Raw genomic sequence first — 19,017 nt, 5'->3', positions numbered from 1 at the left:
AAGCTCCTTCATTGCGGGAGGCACGATATTTCCAATGCCGGATCGCATCAGAATTTGAATTAGATAACAACATAAGTTACGTGAAAATTTTCGTCAATAGTCATGTAACTTATTCTATTACGTATCGTTCGCGTGTGCTATGCATACAGAAGGAGAATAACCAGTATGAGACATGACAGCCGCCTATCGAGAATGCTCCATGTCCTGATCCATATGGATCGGCACGACGGTTCGATCACGTCCGACAATATTGCGAAGATGCTGAACACCAATCCGGTGGTGGTGCGGCGAACCATGGCGGGCTTGAGAAATACCGGTTATGTCCGTTCCGATAAGGGGCATGGCGGGGGCTGGATACTGGCGCGTCCGCTTGAGGAAATATCGCTGCTTGACGTGCACCAGGCATTGGGGCGACCGGAAATGTTTGCAATCGGCATAGCCATCGACCACCCGGATTGTCTTGTGGAGCAATCGGTCAACGCAGCCTTGACTGACGCTTTCGACGCGGCGGAACAAATGCTCCTGTCGCGTTTTGCCGAGGTGAAGCTTTCCGATATCGCGCGTGATTTTGATCTTCGATTCCGGAATTTGACCGAAGGGCCGGCACAAACGGTTTGATTGATCAGGCGGCTTCAGGGCGCGCAACGGAGCCGCAGCCGGCCTTGCATCATGATAAGAATAATGCAGAAGGCACCTGCCGCCCGTGTCTGATGGAGGCAATGGTTTGCCCAATATCGGCTTGGCCTGACGCAGACTGCATGAGGAACCTGGACTTGTGGCGATAAGCCATTTGTGCCAGAAGGCTATGAGTTCAGCGTCACCTTGGAAAGTTATAGCCCGCTATGGAATTGGCATATCGCGAATTGAATGGAGAGGTCACTCCAGAGAACGCCGGTGTCCAGTTGACGCGGTACCCCATCGTCGTTGATCTGGATAAGACACTTATCCTGACTGACACGCTGCACGAACAAGTGGTTGCAGCTCTTTTCACCCAACCCGCGACGCTTATTCGCGCTGCTCCCAGCATGCTGCGGGGCCGCGCTGCCTTGAAGGCCGCTTTGGCGTCAAAGGTTGACCTGGCATCAACGGTCCTGCCGCTTCGCGAAGACCTTGTGAAGTGGTTGCGTGAGCAAGCTGCTGCCGGCCGGGAGGTTCATCTCTGTTCTGCGGCAAATCAGGCAGTGGTTGACAATATTTCGCGGCGTATCGGCATTTTTGCGAGCGCCATCGGCTCCGATACCGCAAATCTGAAGGGACGTGTGAAGGCAGAACATCTAGCGCGTACTTTTCCTGATGGCTTTGTCTATGTCGGCGACAGCAGGGCAGACTTGGCGGTGTGGAAATTGGCCGCGGGAATAGTCCTAGCAGGCGTTTCCACCGGCGTCGCAAAGGCAGCGCGTGATCTGGGCAAGCCGATTGAAGCGGAATTCAGCAATCATCCTCTGACTTTGAAGGATAGTCTCAAAGCCTTGCGGGTGCATCACTGGTCGAAGAACGCTCTAATTTTCGTTCCGCTCATTCTGGCTCATGCCTGGGGCGATTTCACCGTTCTTCGCGATACGGTTCTGGGTCTTTTCTGTCTCTTGATTGTCACATCCTCGACCTATCTTCTGAATGATTTGGCCGATCTCAGTGCTGATCGGCAGCATTGGTCGAAGCGCAATCGCGCGCTGGCCAGCGGACGGCTTCCGATCGCCATCGGCCTGGCGATGGCCTGCATCGGTCTCGTCGTGGCGTTTGTTGGTTCTCTCCTGCTAACGCCTTATTTTACCCTCGCATTGGCAAGCTATCTCGTGCTGACGCTTGCGTACTCCTTTGGCCTCAAGCGCGTGCCTATTCTTGATACGCTGGTCATCGGCATTTTGTTTACAACGCGTCTCATCATGGGGATCACGCTGCTTCGGCTGCCTGCATCTGCCTGGCTTTTGACCTTTTCAGTGTTCTTCTTCTTCTCTCTGGCGGTCGCCAAGCGTCATACGGAAATTATTCGTGCCGCCTCCACAGGGTCTCACAGCCTAGCCAGCCGGGGCTATATGCTCGAGGATGCACCACTAACCCTCGCGTTTGGCATAGCGTCCGCCGTGGCGTCCCTGTTGGTCATGGTCCTGTTCATCGTTGAGGAAATGCTTCCGGGATCGGTTTATTCCCATCCGAATCTGCTCGGTGGAATTCCCGTTCTTCTTGCGATCTGGGTTGGCCGGATTTGGCTGCTGGCGCACCGGGGGCGGATGAATGACGATCCCGTCAGTTTCGCTTTGCGTGACAAGCCCAGTGTCCTGCTCGGCTTCTTGATTGCCGTGCTCTTCGTGGCTGCTCTATGAGATCATTTGTCTCGACAGACGATATCCGCTCGTGGGGGGGGATCCTGCAGGGGCAGCATTTTGTCAGCAGGCCGAATTGGCGGGATCAGTTGCCTCGCAGTATTGCAGAGGCACGTGATGCCGATCACAGTCTTCTCGCCATAGGCCTTGGCCGCTCTTACGGTGACAGTGGGCTGAATCCCGGCGGGGCGCTTGTCGACATGACTGCGCTTGACCGGATTATTTCGTTTGATCCGGCAACAGGACTGTTGCGTGCGGAAGCCGGAATCTCTTTTGCCGATATCCTCGATCTGTTCGTTCGGCGCGGGTTTTTTTTGCCGGTCACGCCTGGAACGCGTTTTGTAACCCTGGGCGGGGCCATTGCAAATGATGTTCATGGCAAGAACCACCATCTTGCCGGAACGATCGGCAGATGGGTGCGCCGCATCGGGCTGCTTCGGTCGGATGGCACCGAGATCGAACTGAGAGATGATGATCAAACCGGATTGTTCGCTGCGACGATCGGGGGGCTTGGGCTGACGGGACTGATCACATGGGCTGAAATTGAGCTGATGCGCATTCCCAGCGCACTCATGGACGTTGAGACGCTTCCCTTTGCCAATGTGGATGAATTCTTTGCCGTGGCTGCCGAGAGCGAAAACAGTGCCGACTACACGGTGGCGTGGGTGGACTGTCTGGCAAAGGGAAACGCTCTCGGAAGAGGCTTGTTCACCCGTGCACGGCATGCACCCAGAGGAACAAAGATGGCAAGGGTGGAAAAGCCGAAGTTAACGGTGCCCTTCTCCATGCCGTCGTTTGTCCTGAACAATCTGTCGATCGGGCTGTTCAACAGCCTGTACTTTTACAAGGGCCGCCGTGCGGCAGGCAAGGCGACCACCCCTTATCTGCCGTATTTCTATCCGCTCGACAGCATTGGGCATTGGAACCGGATATACGGCCGCCGGGGAATGTACCAATACCAGTCGGTTGTGCCGCCCATTGTGGCAAGGGATGCGACCACGGAAATGCTCAAGGCCATCTCAAGGGCTGGCGAAGGCTCGTTCCTTGCGGTGCTCAAGACGTTCGGTGAGAAGGTATCGCCCGGCCTTTTGTCCTTTCCACAGGCTGGTACAACGCTTGCCCTTGATTTCCCCAACCGTGGCCAGTTGACCCTTGATTTATTGAGCCGTCTCGATGACATCGTGCGCGAAGCTGGCGGACGGCTATACCCTGCGAAGGACGGGCGTATTTCCGCGGCAATGTTTCGCGCTGGTTATCCCGCTTGGGAAACGTTTGCACAGCATGTCGATCCAGCATTCTCGTCCGCCTTTTGGCGCCGGATAAGCGAGTAAAGAAGAGGAATAATTTCGTGCGTGTCATCATATTGGGAGCAACGTCGGCGATTGCCGAAGCGACGGCTCGCCTCTACGCAAGCGAAGGTGCCGACCTGTTGCTGGTCGGGCGGCAACAAGCCAAGCTCGACGCGATCGCCGCTGACTTGAAGGTAAGGGGCGCCATCCGCGCCGAGACTGCCGTTTATGATCTGGCAGTGCCAAAGGATGTGCGCTCTGCGCTTGCGCAATTCTGTGCAACGCTCGGCGGCGTGGACCATGTGCTTATCGCCTATGGCGTGCTGGGCGAGCAGGATGAGGCGGAGCAGTCCACGGACGTTGCAGAGGAGATATTGCAGGTCAATTTCAACTCGGTTGCCGCATGGTGCCTCGCTGTCGCCGATGTATTTGAAGGGCAGGCGAGGGGTTCGCTTGTCGTTCTGGGATCCGTGGCTGGCGATCGGGGGCGACGGGCCAATTATGTCTATGGCGCGGCCAAGGCCGGGCTTGCCACACTCGTTGAAGGTATCTCCCATCGCTTCGCCAGCAACGGTCCGCGCGCTGCCATCGTCAAACCGGGGCCAACCATCACGCCCATGACGGAGGGTATGAACCGCAAAGGCGCCTTGTGGGCAACGCCCGAACAGATTGCGCGAGTGGCACGGCGCGCCGCGGATCGCACTGGCCCAGTTTTCTACGCCCCCGGCCGCTGGCGTTTGATCATGCTGATCATCCGCAATCTGCCGACGGTGATTTTCAATCGGATGAGCATATGACACGACGGATTATCATAACTGGCGCAGCAGGACTTGTTGGTCAAAACCTGATCGCCAGGCTGAAAACGAACTCGGATATTAACATCGTGGGTATCGATAAGCACCCGACAAACACCGCTTTGCTGCGGCGGATGCATCCGGAAATCGAGACAATCGAAGCCGATCTCGCCAAGCCGGGCCCATGGATGGATGCACTGGCCGGTGCCGATGCCCTGGTGCTCAATCAAGCGCAGATTGGCGGTCTCCACGAACAGGAGTTCACCGACAACAATGTCACGGCCACTGAAAACATTGTCGCGGCCATGCGAAAGCACAGCATACCCTATTTCGTGCAGATTTCTTCTTCGGTCGTGCACTCGCAGGCCGATGATTTCTACACACGCTCCAAGACGGCCCAAGAGAAATTCATCGACACCGTCGGCGACATTCCGCATCTGATATTGCGCCCGACGCTGATGTTTGGCTGGTTCGATCGCAAACATCTGGGCTGGTTGCGCAGGTTTATGGACCGGACCGCTATCTTTCCCATTCCCGGCGATGGCAAGTTTATCCGTCAACCGCTTTATGTCGGCGATTTCGCTGCGATCATCGCGTCCGGTTTGGCCAGCCGCGCGACAGGAACTTATGACATATCGGGGCTGGAGCAGATTCACTATGGTGATCTCATCCAACTGATACATGACACGGTTAAGCCGAAAGCCAGGATCGTTCATCTGCCCTATCGCCTGTTCTGGGCGCTGTTGTTCGTGTACGGCAAGTTCAACAGCAATCCGCCGTTCACCACCCGGCAGCTCGAAGCGCTGGTCATACCGGAAACATTTCCGGTGATCGATTGGCCGGAAATATTCGGCATCAAAGCAACACCGCTGCGCACCGCGCTGGAAGAAACATATCTTGATGCCCGCTATTCCGGCATCGTTCTGGATTTCTGAGGATTTTATATGAGCAGGATCATTGTCATAGGTGCTGGCCCGATGGGGCTTGCCGCAGCGCACCGGGCCGTAACGCTTGGTCATGAAGTTGATTTGATCGAGGCGGACAGCAAACCGGGCGGTATGGCCGCGCACTTTGACTTCGGTGGATTGTCGATCGAGCGGTACTATCACTTTGTCTGCAAAACCGACAAGCCGACCTTCGCCTTGATGGACGAGCTCGGTATCGGCGACAAGATGCGCTGGACGCCAACGTCCATGGCCTATTACATGAAAGACAAGGTCCATCCTTGGGGAAGCCCCATTTCACTGCTGATGTTCCCGCATCTGAGCTTCATTGCGAAGTTGCGCACTGGCGTGCAGATGTTTTTGACGACGAAGGCAAAGGTCTTCAACAGCATTGAAAAATTGACTGCCAGACAATGGATCGAGCGCGGGTCCGGCAAGGAAGTCTATGAGACGCTTTGGCGCCGCCTGATGCAGCTCAAGTTCTACGAACTGTCGGACGATATCTCCGCATCTTGGATTGCCACGCGCATCAAGCGCATCGGCAATTCCCGTCGTTCGATATTTCAGGAGGAGCTGGGCTATATCGAGGGAGGAAGCGAGACCCTCGTCAAGGCACTGGTATCTGCGTTTGAAGCAAAGGGCGGGCGGCTGCATCTCGCGGCGCCGGCCGAAAAAATAGAAACGGAGAACGGGAAAGTCATTGGTGTTACGGCAGGCGGGAGGTTTTTCCCCGGCGATGCGGTGATTTCTACGGTGCCGACGCCGTTGGTGTCCAAACTTGCTCCGGATCTTCCGCAGTCCTGGCGGGATCGGTACGACGCCATCCGCAACATCGGGGTTGTCTGTCTGCTGTTCAAGCTCAAGCGGTCTGTCACGAAGAATTTCTGGCTCAACATTGTCGATGAAAACATCGATATTCCCGGTATCATCGAGTTTTCAAACCTGCGCCCGGTGGATGACACGATTGTGTACGTGCCCTACTACATGCCGACCAGCCAGCCAAAATGGCAGTGGACGGATCAGCAGTTCATTGATGAGGCGTTCGGCTATATCCAGCGCATCAATCCGGTCATTACCCGAAACGATCTCATCGACGCAACGGTGGGCCGTCTTCGGTATGCCCAGCCGGTGTGCGAGCCCAATTTTTACGAGAAACTGCCAGCGGTGCAGACACCGATCTCTGGCCTGCAGATTGCCGACACATGCTTTTACTATCCCGAAGACCGGGGTGTGTCGGAGAGCATCCGCTTTGGCAGGTCCATGGCCGAGGCGGTCGTCTGATGCGTGAGCGAGCGACTGCAATCGTCGCCTCGCCATTTCTGCGTTTTGTCATTTCGGGTGGTATCGCAGCTGCGGTGAACATTGCCTCGCGCATTGCCCTGTCGCAGATCATGCCGTTCAGTGCGGCAATCGTGCTGGCTTACCTGGCTGGAATGACAACAGCCTATATCCTGATGAAGCTGTTCGTCTTCGATCAGTCGGGCAGCTCCGTGCGCCAGGAATACATTCGGTTCGGCCTGGTCAATCTGGTGTCGCTCCTGCAGGTCTGGCTCGTCAGTGTCGGTCTGGCCCGCTGGTTTTTCCCCCTGATCAATTACACGTGGAACGCGGACACGACAGCCCATATCATCGGCGTCCTGAGCCCCGTTGTCACCAGCTACCTCGCGCATAAATCATTCACTTTCGCCCGTAAGGATGGACAATAATCAATGCTTAGAATGGTCACAAGGAACGCGATATTCTTGGCGTTGATCTGCTCGATCTCCTTGGTACTAATAATTTATTCCATTTTATTCGTGCGCGGGAACTATATGGTGCCCCTTTTTTGGGATCAGTGGGAATTTGCAATTGATCTGGCAAAATCAAAGCAAGACACACTCTCGCTCGAGTATCTTTTTGCTGCGCATAACGAGCATGTCATTGCAACGACAAAGCTGCTTTTCTTTCTCGATTACTATTTTTTTAGTCTAACAAATGGTCCGCTCATTGTGTCGATTGGCATCGCAACATTTTGTATTGCGTGGCTGTTGGCCAAGCTTTTGTTTGTCAATGATAAAGAGAATAAGTATTTCTATCCATTCTTTCTAATTTTCTCTGCATCCGGATTCTCGCTGGCCCAATGGGAGAATTTGCTCTGGGGCTTCCAACCTCAGTTTTATCTCGTGCTGATCTTCACACTGATAAGCTGTCTTATTGGGTTGAAAGTAAGTGACCGTGAGCAAGTCACATCCCCTTGGTGGTTCGCTGGATTGCTTGTGACAACGGGCTTGGGTGTGTTTTCGATGGGCAATGGCATCGCATTGCCTGTTTCCATTATCATCCTGTTTGTTCTTCGCCGCTACCGGCCGATTAAAACGGTGCTTTATGCATTCGTCGCGGCATTGTTCATTGGTGCGTTTGTCGTTTTGACACATGGTGCACCCTCCGTCGGAGATCCTGCGCTAAAGACACTCGGCAACCTTGTGTCTTTCTTTTTTGGCATGCTTGGTAGCCCCATCAGCAATCGAGGGGTTATTGCCGCGATATGTGGTCTGGTGTTGTTTGGCGCTTACAGCATTCTATTCGTAATTTGTATTTTAATACCGTTTCTGCGCAGACGGTCGCTTGATGAGGCTTTGGTGGGGCTCTTTACCCTCGCAAGTTTTCTCTTTGCAGCGGCTGTTGGCGCGGCCTGGGGGAGGAGCGCGCTGGGTACAGGCGCAGCATTGGCATCACGTTACGCGACACCTATGCTTGTATTGTGGATGACACTTTTTGCTATACTTTTTCGAGTGACAGTTAGATCCGCACACCGGCCGTCACATCGTCAGGTTCGATCGGGATTGTGCATTCTTCTCGCCTTGAGTGTTGCAGCATGGACCAGCTTGAAGCCCGGCAATATTGTAAGTGTCGGTCAGGCGAATGCAGTAAACCAGGCTGGATACTTTCTGTCTTCTGGTGTGGGTATTGATGAGCAATTGCTGAAATTATACCCGACGCCAGGCCGAATAAGGCCCGCTATTGATTTTCTGCGTGACGCCAAACTCAATCTATTCGCAGAGAACCCGGAACTATCCGCATTGAGGTGGAAGAAATGGACAGATAAACCGGCTCAAGCTTGTGAACGTGGGGCCGTCGATAAGGTCCAGCGCCTTTCTGCTTCGGGGTGGCAAGCGGTTGGCTGGGTGACAAACGTTGCACGGCAAAATCCAAGTTGGATAGTTGCCGTCGACTCAAGTCAGAATGTTCTGGGATACACGGTCCCACTTCAACCTCGTTCCGATGTTGTTAAAGCTGTTGGACTAAGCGACAGCTATCGCGGTTTTGTCGTGCCCGTAAACATGGCTTCTGCCGACCCAGCTCTCCCCGTATCTCTGTTGGCTATTTTTGGTGAAGACGAATCGCCCTGCCGCTTGAATTTGCCGCCTTTACCCAAGGGACCTTTTCTGATCCAACCGGGTGAGTTCGCACCGCTTCGAACAGAGGTCATACATTCGGGGGCTGCAGCCAGTCCGGGAATACCGCCAACGCTCATAATCAGCACACCTTACAAGGGAGCTGAGATTAGTGGTACTTGGGTTTCTTCCGATGAGGACGTTGGTGGCGTGACGTACAATGTTCTCGATGCGGTGTGCCAGAATGTTATTGTACCAATCTTGCGCGGACCTTCAGCCGAGGGATTAAGTCTTGTTGTAAAAACCAACGGCAGGCTGATTTTTGTCGATACAAAGCAGTTGGATTCGCTCCCACCCCATTTATGGCAATATTTGCAGATAAATGCGTTTGACACTTGCAAGGAAGGCGAAAAATTGGACCTGAGTATAACGCTGGAAGACAATGGACGGGGATGGGGAGCGTGGGGTGCCATGGCAACTCCGGCTTTTCAACGCTAGTAGTCACATATGTTGAACTCGACTCTGGTGAAGTAGCCGGCCAAACGAAATTGGTTGAGATAATAGGCACTGGACGACCGTCTTGAGAAGGAAACAAGGTTCATGAATCATGGTTCTAACCCAAAAGCCGAGGCCTCGATCGCAGTTGGGTTGCAAGGCTTGGACAAGGCACTTTCCCGGGCTTCATTCTGGCCTGTGAATAATATTGTGGCAGAGTCTGCATGGCTGGAGCATGGACCCTTTGCATTCTGGCTCATCGACGCGCTCAGACCACGGACTTTTGTCGAACTTGGGACCCACGGGGGCTTTTCCTATTTCGCGTTCTGTCAAGCGGTGCAAAGGCTTGAAATCAACACACGCTGCTATGCGGTTGACACATGGAAGGGTGATGAGCATTCCGGCCAATACTCGGATGCGGTATTCGAAACCGTAAGGACTCACAACGACAAAAACTATTCAGTGTTTTCCGACCTTGTGCGGTCAACATTTGACGAGGCCTCGACGCATTTCAGCGACGGGACGATAGATTTGCTTCACATCGACGGGCGCCACTTTCTTGAGGATGTGGAACACGATTTCGAAACTTGGAGGCCGAAGCTTTCTGATCGAGCAGTGGTCGTTTTTCACGACACGAACGTCAGGGAACGGGGCTTTGGCGTCTATAAATTATGGGAAACGTTGCGCACAGCCTATCCATCTTTTGAATTTTTTCACGGGCATGGGCTTGGCGTTCTGGGTGTTGGCAAGAAGTTGCCAACTGCCATCCGCGCAATGTTTGATCTCACAAAATCTGAAGCTGGAGCGGGCGCTGTCAGGGAATTTTATGCCCGGCTCGGTGCTGCGGTTCAGGCGGAGTCCGCGGTTCTTCTCAAACAAGATGCGCTGGGCGTAAAAGTAAAGGAGTTAGACGAGTGTTCTCGTCATATCCAGAGTTTAGAAATTGCAATAGAAGACAAGCATAGTCTGAACGACAGACTGACGCGAGAGAACGATGAACTGAACCATCGCGTTGATACCCTTAGAAGGGAGATTTCTGCGCTGAAATCTAAGTTCTCTGAAACGAGCCAGCTTGGAAGTGAGCTTCAAAATCAGCTCTCGCGGAAAGCTAATGAACTTCTTGCGTACCAGCGTTCAATGAGCTGGAGATTAACAGCGCCTTATCGATTTTTTGGCAATCGGATCCGTAGCGCAGTAAGAATTTTTGGCACCTTTCCGAGAATGATACGTCGCAGCGGTGGCCTGAAACCAGCGGTCGGGCGCGCTATCAGGATAATTCGGCGTGAGGGTATATCAGGTTTGATACAAAGAACCAGGGAAGCTTCCATTGCAAGCTCGAGAGGTCTTTTATTCGGAAATGATTATTCAGAATGGCTCCATAATTACGGATCTCTTAATCAGTTAGAATCTGCGAAAGTCAAAGCGCTTCTGAAAGGGCCGAAGCAACTACCTCAAATATCCGTTGTGATGCCGGTCTATAATCCTAACTTGGCATGGTTGCAGGAAGCTGTTCAATCGGTTCGTGACCAAGTTTATCCAAATTGGCAACTTTGCATCGCGGATGATAAGTCTACAAATCCAAAAGTTTGCGAAGAACTTCTCAAATATGCGGCGCTAGACAAGCGAATACTGGTCACTTTTCGTGAAGCCAATGGCCACATCTCCGCAGCCTCTAATAGCGCACTTGAACTCGCGACTGGCGAGTGGATTGCGTTAATGGACCAAGACGATGTGTTGGCGCCCGAGGCCCTTTACCATATTTTTGAAGCACTTGAACGCAACCCGACTGCAAAACTGATCTACTCGGATGAAGACAAAATTGATGAAGTGGGGAAACGTTTTAGTCCGTATTTCAAGTCCGACTGGAATCCAGACTTATTCCTGTCGCACAATATGATTTGTCATTTGGGGGTTTATCGAGCGGATATGGTTAAGCAGCTTGGTGGATTCAGAGAAGGCACAGAAGGCTCTCAAGATTATGATCTTGCCTTGCGCTTTATCGAGCTATTGAAGCCCGATCAAATTATTCACGTTCCGCGTGTTCTTTATCATTGGCGCAGCCATGCGGACAGCACTGCTCAATCGGGCGATAACAAGGGATATGCACTTCGTGTTGGCCAGCAGGTTCTCAATGAGCACTTTCAACGGATGGGAATTGATGCCACGTCGGAATTGCTGGATTTTGGCATGTATCGGGCCCGTTACAAATTGCCAGATCCACTTCCTCTGGTAAGCCTGATAATTCCAACACGCAATGGGTTAAAACTGCTGCGTCAATGTATAGATAGCATAGTTGAAAAAACAGAATACCCAAACTACGAGATAATCATCATCGACAACAATTCGGATGATGAGGATACTCTAAGATATCTTGATGCTATTTCTCACAAAGATCGGATTCGTGTTATCCGTGATACGAGACCATTCAATTATTCCGCTTTGAATAATGGCGCCGTAGTGGAAGCAAAGGGAGAGTTTGTCGGTCTGATCAACAATGATATCGAAGTCATCTCCGCTGATTGGCTTGGTGAAATGATCAGCATAGCCAGTCAGCCTGGGGTGGGGGCTGTTGGTGCACGCTTGTGGTATCCCGATGATACACTTCAGCACGGTGGAGTCATATTGGGTCTTGGTGGAGTAGCTGGGCACTCCCACAAGGGGCTTCCACGAGGGGCTCCTGGCTATTTTTGGCGTGCGCAGCTTATTCAAACCCTTAGCGCTGTAACGGCTGCCTGTTTGATCATAAGAAAAGATATCTTCCAGGAAGTCGGCGGTTTGGATGAAGAGAATCTCAAGGTGGCTTTTAACGATGTCGACTTTTGCATTCGCGTTCGCGAGGCAGGGTATCGCAATGTGTGGACGCCCTATGCAGAGCTTTATCATCATGAGTCCGCATCACGTGGCCTTGAAGACACACCAGAAAAGAAGCAACGCTTCGCAAGTGAAGCAAAATTTATTCAGCAACGATGGGGTAAAATTCTTCAAGAAGATCCCGCATACAGTCCAAATCTGACAGTCGATCGGGAAGATTTTTCTCTTGGCTGGCCGCCAAGAGTCAAGGCGAGCTTCGCAGAAGATAGGAACGCCCTATAATACGCGGTGGTATTGTTCCGGCACTTTGAATGCCTGAAATTCAGGGATTGCGACTCGCGGTAGCGTTCTCTCGTATCTCTATTGAGGATTGCCGCAGAGGCGGTAATGTCAAAGTAACAGCGTTTGAGATATTTGGAGCAATTCTTACCCTATTGCGTGATGGTCGTCCCGAGGTGATCGGTTCCTTAATTTTGAGAATAGTTCTTCATTTGATATTGCAGGAGTGTGTGCATACGTGTACGTGCGAGCAATGGGGGGCACATGATTAAAACACTGGCTGCAAGAATACCCGGTCGCATCAAGCGGCAGTTAAGAGTTCTTTGGAATCCATCGACAGCTATCACTCAACCCGAACCAACCCCTGATATTTCTCACCCTCAGCCAATGGACCTCATGGGCGTAGCTAATCCTAAGTTGGCCTACAGAGAAACATTAAAAGAAGTGGTGTTGAATGTTGGCCTTGTCCTGGAGATTGGCCCATATTTTCGACCTGTCTTGGTCGGAAACAATGTTTCCTATTTTGACGTTCGAACCAGCGCCGAACTTACGGAGCGAGCAGAACTGGAGGGATACTCTACAGAAGCTATTCCAACTGTCGACTATGTATCCCCTATTGGCGATTTGTCCGTCGTTGATAAGAAATTCGATGCTGTTCTGAGCGCACATTGCATTGAACATCAGCCGGATTTTGTTGACCATCTGAACAAGGTGGGAAGCTTGCTCAATCCGGGCGGCAGATACTACGTGATTGTTCCAGACAAGAGATATTGTTTCGATAACAAGATACCAGAATCGAGCATTGCTCAAATCATATCTGCACATCTTGAGAAACGAAAAGTTCATTCACCCCAAAGTGTTATTGAACATCGGGCTTTGACGACGCACAACGATCCTTTGAGGCATTGGCAGAATGACAATGATGATACTGCCCTGGATAGTGCTTACATCGAAAGAATCCGGTCGTCGATTGTCGAGTGGCGTTCAAGCAATGGTTCGTATGTTGACGTGCACGCTTGGCAATTTACGCCCTTAAGCTTCAAATCGATTGTCAACACTTTAGCCCAATTGGACATGATAAAATTGCAACTTGAGACAGTTTTTGAAACGCCGTTTCCCCGTAATGAATTCATCGCGATTTTGAAAGCAGTCTGAGCCTTGATTGAGGACGGCTTTAGACCATTCAGTATTCGTCGTCTGAAAATATCTCCGAGATGTTTGGGGTATACAAATCACAGCAATGACTGTTTGGGCTGCTCTCTTCATGGCTTATGGGCTGGTTATTTCTTTGTCCTGCGCATCCAATAGAAAAATATCTGCGTCTTTTAGGCGCGGATCAACGTCCTAACAACAGTCTGGTTCTCCTGAACGGGCCGCATCGTTGAAAAGGACACGTGGAACATTCCCACGTTCCAGAATCTGTCGTACGGCTCTGCACTGACACGATGGTATGCGTGCTGAATTACCGCCGAAGGCGGTGATGGTGATTGGTCCAAAATCTGCGCTTGCTGACTATCGTGAGGAATTGGGCATTTTCCTGCGGTTATGGCTTGTCATTCTCGCTGGTATCGCCGTCATTTTGCTGAGTAGTTGGCCGGTGAGCAGTTCTGGGATTTAAATGATTTCCTGACCGAGATGCCTCCGTCTTGGGGCGCTTATGGCTTTTTATGAAATTATTCCATCTGCTTGGCGTGCGTTCCGCTGTTGCTCGGGATTCAGCCAATTCCCCTCAAATCCTTATAGTTTCCTTATACCTCCTCTCTGTGTCCCGTCTCGAATTCTTATGTCCGAGGCGGCATAACTCCTTTGCTCAGCAATTTGTCTGAAAATACTTTTGAGTAATGATCGGCAATATCGATGCTGTCTATATAAGGAGTTCTCCAGATGGACTTTATTGTTCTTGGAATTGGTGTTTTGTTCTTTCTCATTTCGCTGGCTTATACAAAAGCCTGCGAAAATTTGTGATCGGAAGGATCAGACAATGACCATCGATTACATTCTCGGAGGTGGAGTGACCTTGTTCCTTCTTGCCTATCTCACTTACGCGCTGGTTCGCCCAGAGCGCTTCTGATCGCCTCTGACACCAGGCTTGGAAAGCTACACCTATGACTCTCAACGGCTGGATACAGATTCTCGTTTACTGCGGGATCATCATCTTACTTGTGAAACCGCTTGGCGGTTACATGACGCGTGTTTTTAACGGCGAGCGTACATTCCTTTCGCCCGTCCTCGTTCCGGTGGAGCGGGGCCTTTATCGTATCGCCGGAACAAGCGAGCGCGACGAACAACACTGGACCACCTATACGGCTGCATTGCTGCTCTTCAGCTTGGGCGGCCTCATTGTGCTTTATGCCTTGCAGAGGTTCCAGGGAATCCTTCCCTATAATCCCGCTGGCATGACGGCAACGGAACCCGGTCTTGCCTTCAACAGCGCTGTCAGCTTTGTCACCAACACCAACTGGCAGAACTATGGCGGCGAAAGCTCCATGTCCTATCTCGTTCAGATGGCCGGTTTCACGGTTCAGAACTTCGTATCGGCAGCCACAGGCATTGCGATTGCCATCGCCCTCATTCGCGGGTTTGCCCGCACGTCAGGCAAGTCCGTCGGCAATTTCTGGGTCGATCTGACGCGAAGCACGCTCTACATACTGCTCCCCATCTGCATCGTTCTGACGCTTGTCTATGTGTATCTCGGTGTTCCGCAGACACTCGGGACCTATGTGGATGCCACAACGCTCGAAGGCGCAAAGCAGACCATTGCCGTCGGCCCCGTCGCATCCCAGCTGGCAATCAAGATGCTCGGCACGAATGGCGGCGGTTTCTTCAATGCCAACTCGGCCCATCCCTTTGAAAACCCGGATGCCATCTCGAACTTCATCCAGATGGTCTCGATCTTTGCGATCGGTGCCGCGCTGACCAATGTTTTCGGTCGGATGGTTGGAAACCAACGTCAAGGCTGGGCTCTCTTCGCCGCTATGGGTGTTCTTTTCCTGGCCGGTGTTACCGCCTGCTACTGGTCGGAAGCCGCCGGCAATCCGCTGGTGCATGCGCTTGGGATTGATGGCGGCAATATGGAAGGCAAGGAGACCCGCTTCGGCATCGCTTTGTCGGCGCTCTTCGCCGTGATCACAACGGCTGCATCGTGCGGCGCGGTCAATGCCATGCATGACAGCTTCATGGCCATTGGCGGCATGCTGCCCATGATCAACATGATGCTGGGTGAGGTCATCATCGGCGGTGTTGGTGCCGGTCTCTATGGCATCTTGCTCTATGTGGTGATCGCGGTTTTCGTTGCCGGGCTGATGGTCGGCCGCACGCCGGAATATCTTGGTAAGAAGATCGAAGCCAAGGAAGTGAAGATGGCCATGCTGGGCGTGCTGTGCCTGCCGCTTGCCATGCTTGGGTTCACGGCGATTGCATGCGTGCTGCCATCGGCTGTTGCTGCAACCGGCAATTCCGGCCCGCACGGTTTCTCCGAAATCCTGTATGCCTATACATCAGCTGCCGCCAACAATGGCTCGGCATTCGGCGGTCTCAGCGGAAACACCACCTGGTATAATCTGACGCTCGCCATCGGCATGCTCATGGGCCGGTTCTTCGTGATCATTCCGGTCATGGCAATTGCCGGGTCGCTGGTCGTCAAGAAGACCGTTCCGGAATCCGCAGGCACCTTCCCAACCCATGGTGGTTTGTTTGTCGGACTTCTCATTGGCGTCATCCTGATCGTCGGCGGTCTCACATTCTTCCCGGCCCTGGCTGTCGGACCGATTGTCGAGCACCTCGCCATCGGTCTCGGCCAGACCTTCTGATGGAGCCAGTCATGCGTCACGGTTACCTGCAATTCAACGTCCATCCTCGCGCCGGCAAGCTGGCGCGAGGGGCAGCCAAGCGCGTGCGCGCCTCCGACATCATCCTTGGCATGACCCTGGTGATGCTGATCGTCTGGCTTGCGGCATACGCCTGTCTTCACACAGTCACAGCGTCATGATCGCCGCTTTGCCGTTACAAGAATTTCAAAACTGGAGTCTCAAATGAGCCAGTCCAAATCCGCGAGCCTTATGGACTCTCGCATACTCATACCGGCCGTCGGAGGAGCTTTCAAAAAGCTTGATCCACGCAGCCTCATCAAAAACCCTGTCATGTTCGTGGTTGCTGTGGTCTCGTTCCTGACGACGGTGCTGTTCCTCAAGGACCTGGCGACCGGCGGCCGCGATCTCGGATTTTCATTCCAGATCATCGTCTGGCTCTGGTTCACCGTGCTTTTCGCCAATTTTGCCGAAGCCGTCGCCGAAGGCCGCGGCAAGGCGCAGGCGGATTCACTGCGAAAGGCGCGCACGGAAACGCAGGCCAAGCTTCTCACCGGAGACGACCGGACCAGCTTCAAACTGGTGCCCGGCACGAAGCTGAAGGTCGGCGATATCGTGCTGGTCGAGGCAGGTGATATCATCCCCTCGGACGGTGAAGTCATCGAAGGCATCGCCTCGGTCAATGAATCTGCCATCACCGGTGAATCCGCTCCGGTCATCCGCGAGTCCGGCGGCGACCGCTCGGCTGTCACCGGCGGAACCCAGGTCCTGTCGGACTGGCTGCGCGTGCGTATCACTGCCGCTGCCGGCTCGACTTTCATCGACCGGATGATTGCGCTCGTCGAAGGCGCGGAACGGCAGAAGACGCCCAACGAAATTGCGCTCAACATTCTTCTTGCCGGCATGACCCTGATCTTCGTGCTGGCAACGGCAACGATCCCAAGCTTTGCAACCTATGCAGGCGGCGCCATTCCCGTGGTTGTCCTGGTCGCTCTGTTTGTCACGCTTATCCCGACCACGATCGGCGCGCTTCTCTCGGCAATCGGCATTGCGGGCATGGACCGGTTGATCCAATTCAATGTTCTTGCCATGTCCGGACGCGCCGTCGAGGCCGCCGGTGACGTCGACACACTACTTCTCGACAAGACCGGTACGATCACATTCGGCAATCGCCAAGCAACGGAATTCAGTCCCGTGACCGGCGTGACCGAGCAGGAGCTGGCCGATGCGGCGCAGCTTGCCTCCCTGGCCGATGAAACGCCGGAAGGCCGCTCTATCGTCGTATTGGCAAAGGAAAAATATGGCATTCGTGCGCGTGACATGGCGACATTGCATGCCACGTTCGTGCCATTCACTGCGCAAAGCCGCATGAGCGGCGTGGATATCGACGGCTCGTCCATCCGCAAGGGAGCTGTCGATGCGGTTCTTGCCTATGTCAATTCCATAACCGTTGCGACGGGAACCATCCGGGCAAGCGCCGAGCTGGTGCGTGAGCTGCAGTCCATCGCCGATCAGATAGCCAAGGCAGGCGGGACACCGCTTGCAGTGGTACGCGATGGCAAGCTGCTCGGCGTCATTCACCTGAAGGACATCGTCAAGGGCGGGATTCGCGAACGCTTCTCGGAACTGCGCCGCATGGGTATCAAGACTGTGATGATCACGGGTGATAACCCGCTGACAGCGGCGGCCATTGCGGCGGAAGCCGGCGTTGACGATTTCCTCGCTCAGGCCACACCTGAGAACAAGCTCTCGCTCATCCGCGACGAACAGGCCAAGGGGAAACTCGTGGCAATGTGCGGCGACGGGACCAACGACGCGCCGGCGCTTGCGCAGGCCGACGTCGGTGTTGCCATGAACACCGGCACGGTGGCCGCGCGTGAAGCGGGCAACATGGTCGATCTCGACAGCGATCCGACCAAGCTCATTGAAATCGTCGGCATCGGCAAGCAGCTCCTGATGACGCGCGGTGCGCTGACAACATTCTCGATCGCCAACGATATCGCCAAATACTTCGCCATTATTCCTGCCATGTTTCTGGCGTTCTACCCGCAGCTCGCCGCGCTCAACATCATGGGCTTGCAGACGCCGCAAAGCGCCATTCTGTCGGCAATCATCTTCAATGCCCTGATCATCGTTGCGCTCATTCCGCTGTCGCTCAAAGGCGTCAAGTACCGGGCGGTCGGTGCAGGGGCTCTCTTGAGCCGCAACCTTCTGATTTACGGCCTGGGCGGTGTCATCGTGCCATTCATCGGCATCAAAGCGATCGACATGGTCATCACCAGCCTTGGGCTCGCATAAAGGATCATTCCAATGTTAAAACAACTCAAACCCGCGATTGTCATGGTTATCGCCCTTACAGTGATCACGGGTCTCATCTATCCCCTGGGGATGACCGGGCTCTCGCAACTGCTGTTTCCGCACCAGGCCAATGGCAGTCTGATCGAGAAGAACGGCACTGTCATCGGGTCCGAACTGATCGGCCAGGCGTTTGCAGCCGACAAGTACTTTCACGGCAGGCCATCGGCCGCCGGTGACGGATACAATGCGAGTTCTTCCGGCGGCTCCAATCTCGGACCGACTAATCCAAAACTGATCGACCGCATCAAGACAGATGCCGCGGCACTGAAGGAAACGAATAGCGCTGCTCCTGTCCCCATTGATCTGGTTACGGCGTCGGGCAGCGGCCTGGACCCGCATCTTTCTCCGGCAGCTGCCGATTTCCAGATACCGCGCGTGGCGAAGGCAAGAGGTGTCGACGAGGCACGCATTCGCCAGCTGGTGGATCAGAACATACAGGCGCGCGAGCTTGGATTCATGGGTGAGCCGGTTATCAATGTGCTGGCGTTGAATCAGGCACTCGACGGTCTGAAATAAGCCGGTTAGCCTGAAATACCGGGAACGTGC

Annotated in this window: 15 protein-coding genes; all 15 read left to right on the top strand. The window is 53.5% G+C overall.

Translation table 11 applies throughout. The features are described 5' to 3' along the window. Nucleotides 1-165 precede the first annotated feature (165 nt). On the top strand, nucleotides 166-618 hold the full coding sequence (locus ACZ25R_RS04965) for an Rrf2 family transcriptional regulator (RefSeq protein ID WP_472460256.1): 453 nt from the start codon (nucleotides 166-168) through the stop codon (nucleotides 616-618). 224 nt (nucleotides 619-842) lie between these two features. Next, nucleotides 843-2,321, top strand: a complete 1,479-nt coding sequence (locus tag ACZ25R_RS04960; RefSeq protein WP_472460255.1) for a UbiA family prenyltransferase — start codon at nucleotides 843-845, stop codon at nucleotides 2,319-2,321. Continuing rightward, entirely contained in the window at nucleotides 2,318-3,652 is a 1,335-nt protein-coding gene (locus ACZ25R_RS04955) for an FAD-binding protein (protein ID WP_472460254.1), read from the top strand. The genes ACZ25R_RS04960 and ACZ25R_RS04955 overlap by 4 nt, the downstream gene beginning before the upstream one ends. 17 nt (nucleotides 3,653-3,669) lie before the next feature. Next, nucleotides 3,670-4,407, top strand: coding sequence for an SDR family NAD(P)-dependent oxidoreductase (locus tag ACZ25R_RS04950; protein WP_472460253.1), 738 nt, complete (start codon nucleotides 3,670-3,672; stop codon nucleotides 4,405-4,407). After that, nucleotides 4,404-5,339, top strand: a complete 936-nt coding sequence (locus tag ACZ25R_RS04945) for an NAD-dependent epimerase/dehydratase family protein (RefSeq protein WP_472460252.1) — start codon at nucleotides 4,404-4,406, stop codon at nucleotides 5,337-5,339. Before ACZ25R_RS04950 ends, ACZ25R_RS04945 begins: the two co-directional genes overlap by 4 nt. 9 nt (nucleotides 5,340-5,348) lie before the next feature. Beyond that, a complete protein-coding gene (locus ACZ25R_RS04940; protein WP_472460251.1) occupies nucleotides 5,349-6,629 on the top strand; it encodes an NAD(P)/FAD-dependent oxidoreductase in 1,281 nt (426 codons plus the stop codon). Further along, nucleotides 6,629-7,054 carry a GtrA family protein gene (locus ACZ25R_RS04935; protein ID WP_472460250.1) on the top strand — a complete coding sequence of 142 codons (426 nt, stop codon included), beginning with the start codon at nucleotides 6,629-6,631 and terminating at the stop codon, nucleotides 7,052-7,054. The genes ACZ25R_RS04940 and ACZ25R_RS04935 overlap by 1 nt, the downstream gene beginning before the upstream one ends. A gap of 36 nt (nucleotides 7,055-7,090) precedes the next feature. Continuing rightward, complete coding sequence (locus ACZ25R_RS04930; protein ID WP_472460249.1) at nucleotides 7,091-9,220, top strand: hypothetical protein; 2,130 nt, start codon at nucleotides 7,091-7,093, stop codon at nucleotides 9,218-9,220. Between the two features lie 102 nt (nucleotides 9,221-9,322). After that, a complete protein-coding gene (locus tag ACZ25R_RS04925; protein ID WP_472460248.1) occupies nucleotides 9,323-12,310 on the top strand; it encodes a glycosyltransferase family 2 protein in 2,988 nt (995 codons plus the stop codon). A 261-nt stretch (nucleotides 12,311-12,571) separates the two neighbouring features. Continuing rightward, nucleotides 12,572-13,462, top strand: a complete 891-nt coding sequence (locus tag ACZ25R_RS04920) for a class I SAM-dependent methyltransferase (protein WP_472460247.1) — start codon at nucleotides 12,572-12,574, stop codon at nucleotides 13,460-13,462. A gap of 826 nt (nucleotides 13,463-14,288) precedes the next feature. After that, nucleotides 14,289-14,378, top strand: a complete 90-nt coding sequence (locus ACZ25R_RS04915) for a K(+)-transporting ATPase subunit F (RefSeq protein ID WP_163593559.1) — start codon at nucleotides 14,289-14,291, stop codon at nucleotides 14,376-14,378. A gap of 34 nt (nucleotides 14,379-14,412) precedes the next feature. Next, nucleotides 14,413-16,116 carry a potassium-transporting ATPase subunit KdpA gene (gene kdpA, locus ACZ25R_RS04910; protein ID WP_346306764.1) on the top strand — a complete coding sequence of 568 codons (1,704 nt, stop codon included), beginning with the start codon at nucleotides 14,413-14,415 and terminating at the stop codon, nucleotides 16,114-16,116. 11 nt (nucleotides 16,117-16,127) lie between these two features. After that, entirely contained in the window at nucleotides 16,128-16,295 is a 168-nt protein-coding gene (locus ACZ25R_RS04905) for a hypothetical protein (RefSeq protein ID WP_223614240.1), read from the top strand. A gap of 43 nt (nucleotides 16,296-16,338) precedes the next feature. Further along, on the top strand, nucleotides 16,339-18,411 hold the full coding sequence (gene kdpB / locus ACZ25R_RS04900; RefSeq protein WP_472460246.1) for a potassium-transporting ATPase subunit KdpB: 2,073 nt from the start codon (nucleotides 16,339-16,341) through the stop codon (nucleotides 18,409-18,411). 12 nt (nucleotides 18,412-18,423) lie between these two features. Then, complete coding sequence (kdpC, locus tag ACZ25R_RS04895) at nucleotides 18,424-18,987, top strand: potassium-transporting ATPase subunit KdpC (protein ID WP_472460245.1); 564 nt, start codon at nucleotides 18,424-18,426, stop codon at nucleotides 18,985-18,987. Nucleotides 18,988-19,017: the final 30 nt, after the last annotated feature.

It is taken from the genome of Phyllobacterium sp. RCAM01083 (genome assembly GCF_055685835.1).
Note: the sequence above shows the minus strand (reverse complement) of the source record. Positions and strands in the feature narration are given on the sequence as shown.

Excerpts from the sequence above, each read along its gene's own strand:
- ACZ25R_RS04965 (WP_472460256.1), top strand. The coding sequence starts at position 166 with ATGAGACATGACAGCCGCCTATCGAGAATGCTCCATGTCCTGATCCAT.
- ACZ25R_RS04960 (WP_472460255.1), top strand. The coding sequence starts at position 843 with ATGGAATTGGCATATCGCGAATTGAATGGAGAGGTCACTCCAGAGAAC.
- ACZ25R_RS04955 (WP_472460254.1), top strand. The coding sequence starts at position 2,318 with ATGAGATCATTTGTCTCGACAGACGATATCCGCTCGTGGGGGGGGATC.
- ACZ25R_RS04945 (WP_472460252.1), top strand. The coding sequence starts at position 4,404 with ATGACACGACGGATTATCATAACTGGCGCAGCAGGACTTGTTGGTCAA.
- ACZ25R_RS04940 (WP_472460251.1), top strand. The coding sequence starts at position 5,349 with ATGAGCAGGATCATTGTCATAGGTGCTGGCCCGATGGGGCTTGCCGCA.
- ACZ25R_RS04935 (WP_472460250.1), top strand. The coding sequence starts at position 6,629 with ATGCGTGAGCGAGCGACTGCAATCGTCGCCTCGCCATTTCTGCGTTTT.
- ACZ25R_RS04925 (WP_472460248.1), top strand. The coding sequence starts at position 9,323 with ATGAATCATGGTTCTAACCCAAAAGCCGAGGCCTCGATCGCAGTTGGG.
- ACZ25R_RS04920 (WP_472460247.1), top strand. The coding sequence starts at position 12,572 with ATGATTAAAACACTGGCTGCAAGAATACCCGGTCGCATCAAGCGGCAG.
- ACZ25R_RS04915 (WP_163593559.1), top strand. The coding sequence starts at position 14,289 with ATGACCATCGATTACATTCTCGGAGGTGGAGTGACCTTGTTCCTTCTT.
- kdpA (WP_346306764.1), top strand. The coding sequence starts at position 14,413 with ATGACTCTCAACGGCTGGATACAGATTCTCGTTTACTGCGGGATCATC.
- ACZ25R_RS04905 (WP_223614240.1), top strand. The coding sequence starts at position 16,128 with ATGCGTCACGGTTACCTGCAATTCAACGTCCATCCTCGCGCCGGCAAG.
- kdpB (WP_472460246.1), top strand. The coding sequence starts at position 16,339 with ATGAGCCAGTCCAAATCCGCGAGCCTTATGGACTCTCGCATACTCATA.
- kdpC (WP_472460245.1), top strand. The coding sequence starts at position 18,424 with ATGTTAAAACAACTCAAACCCGCGATTGTCATGGTTATCGCCCTTACA.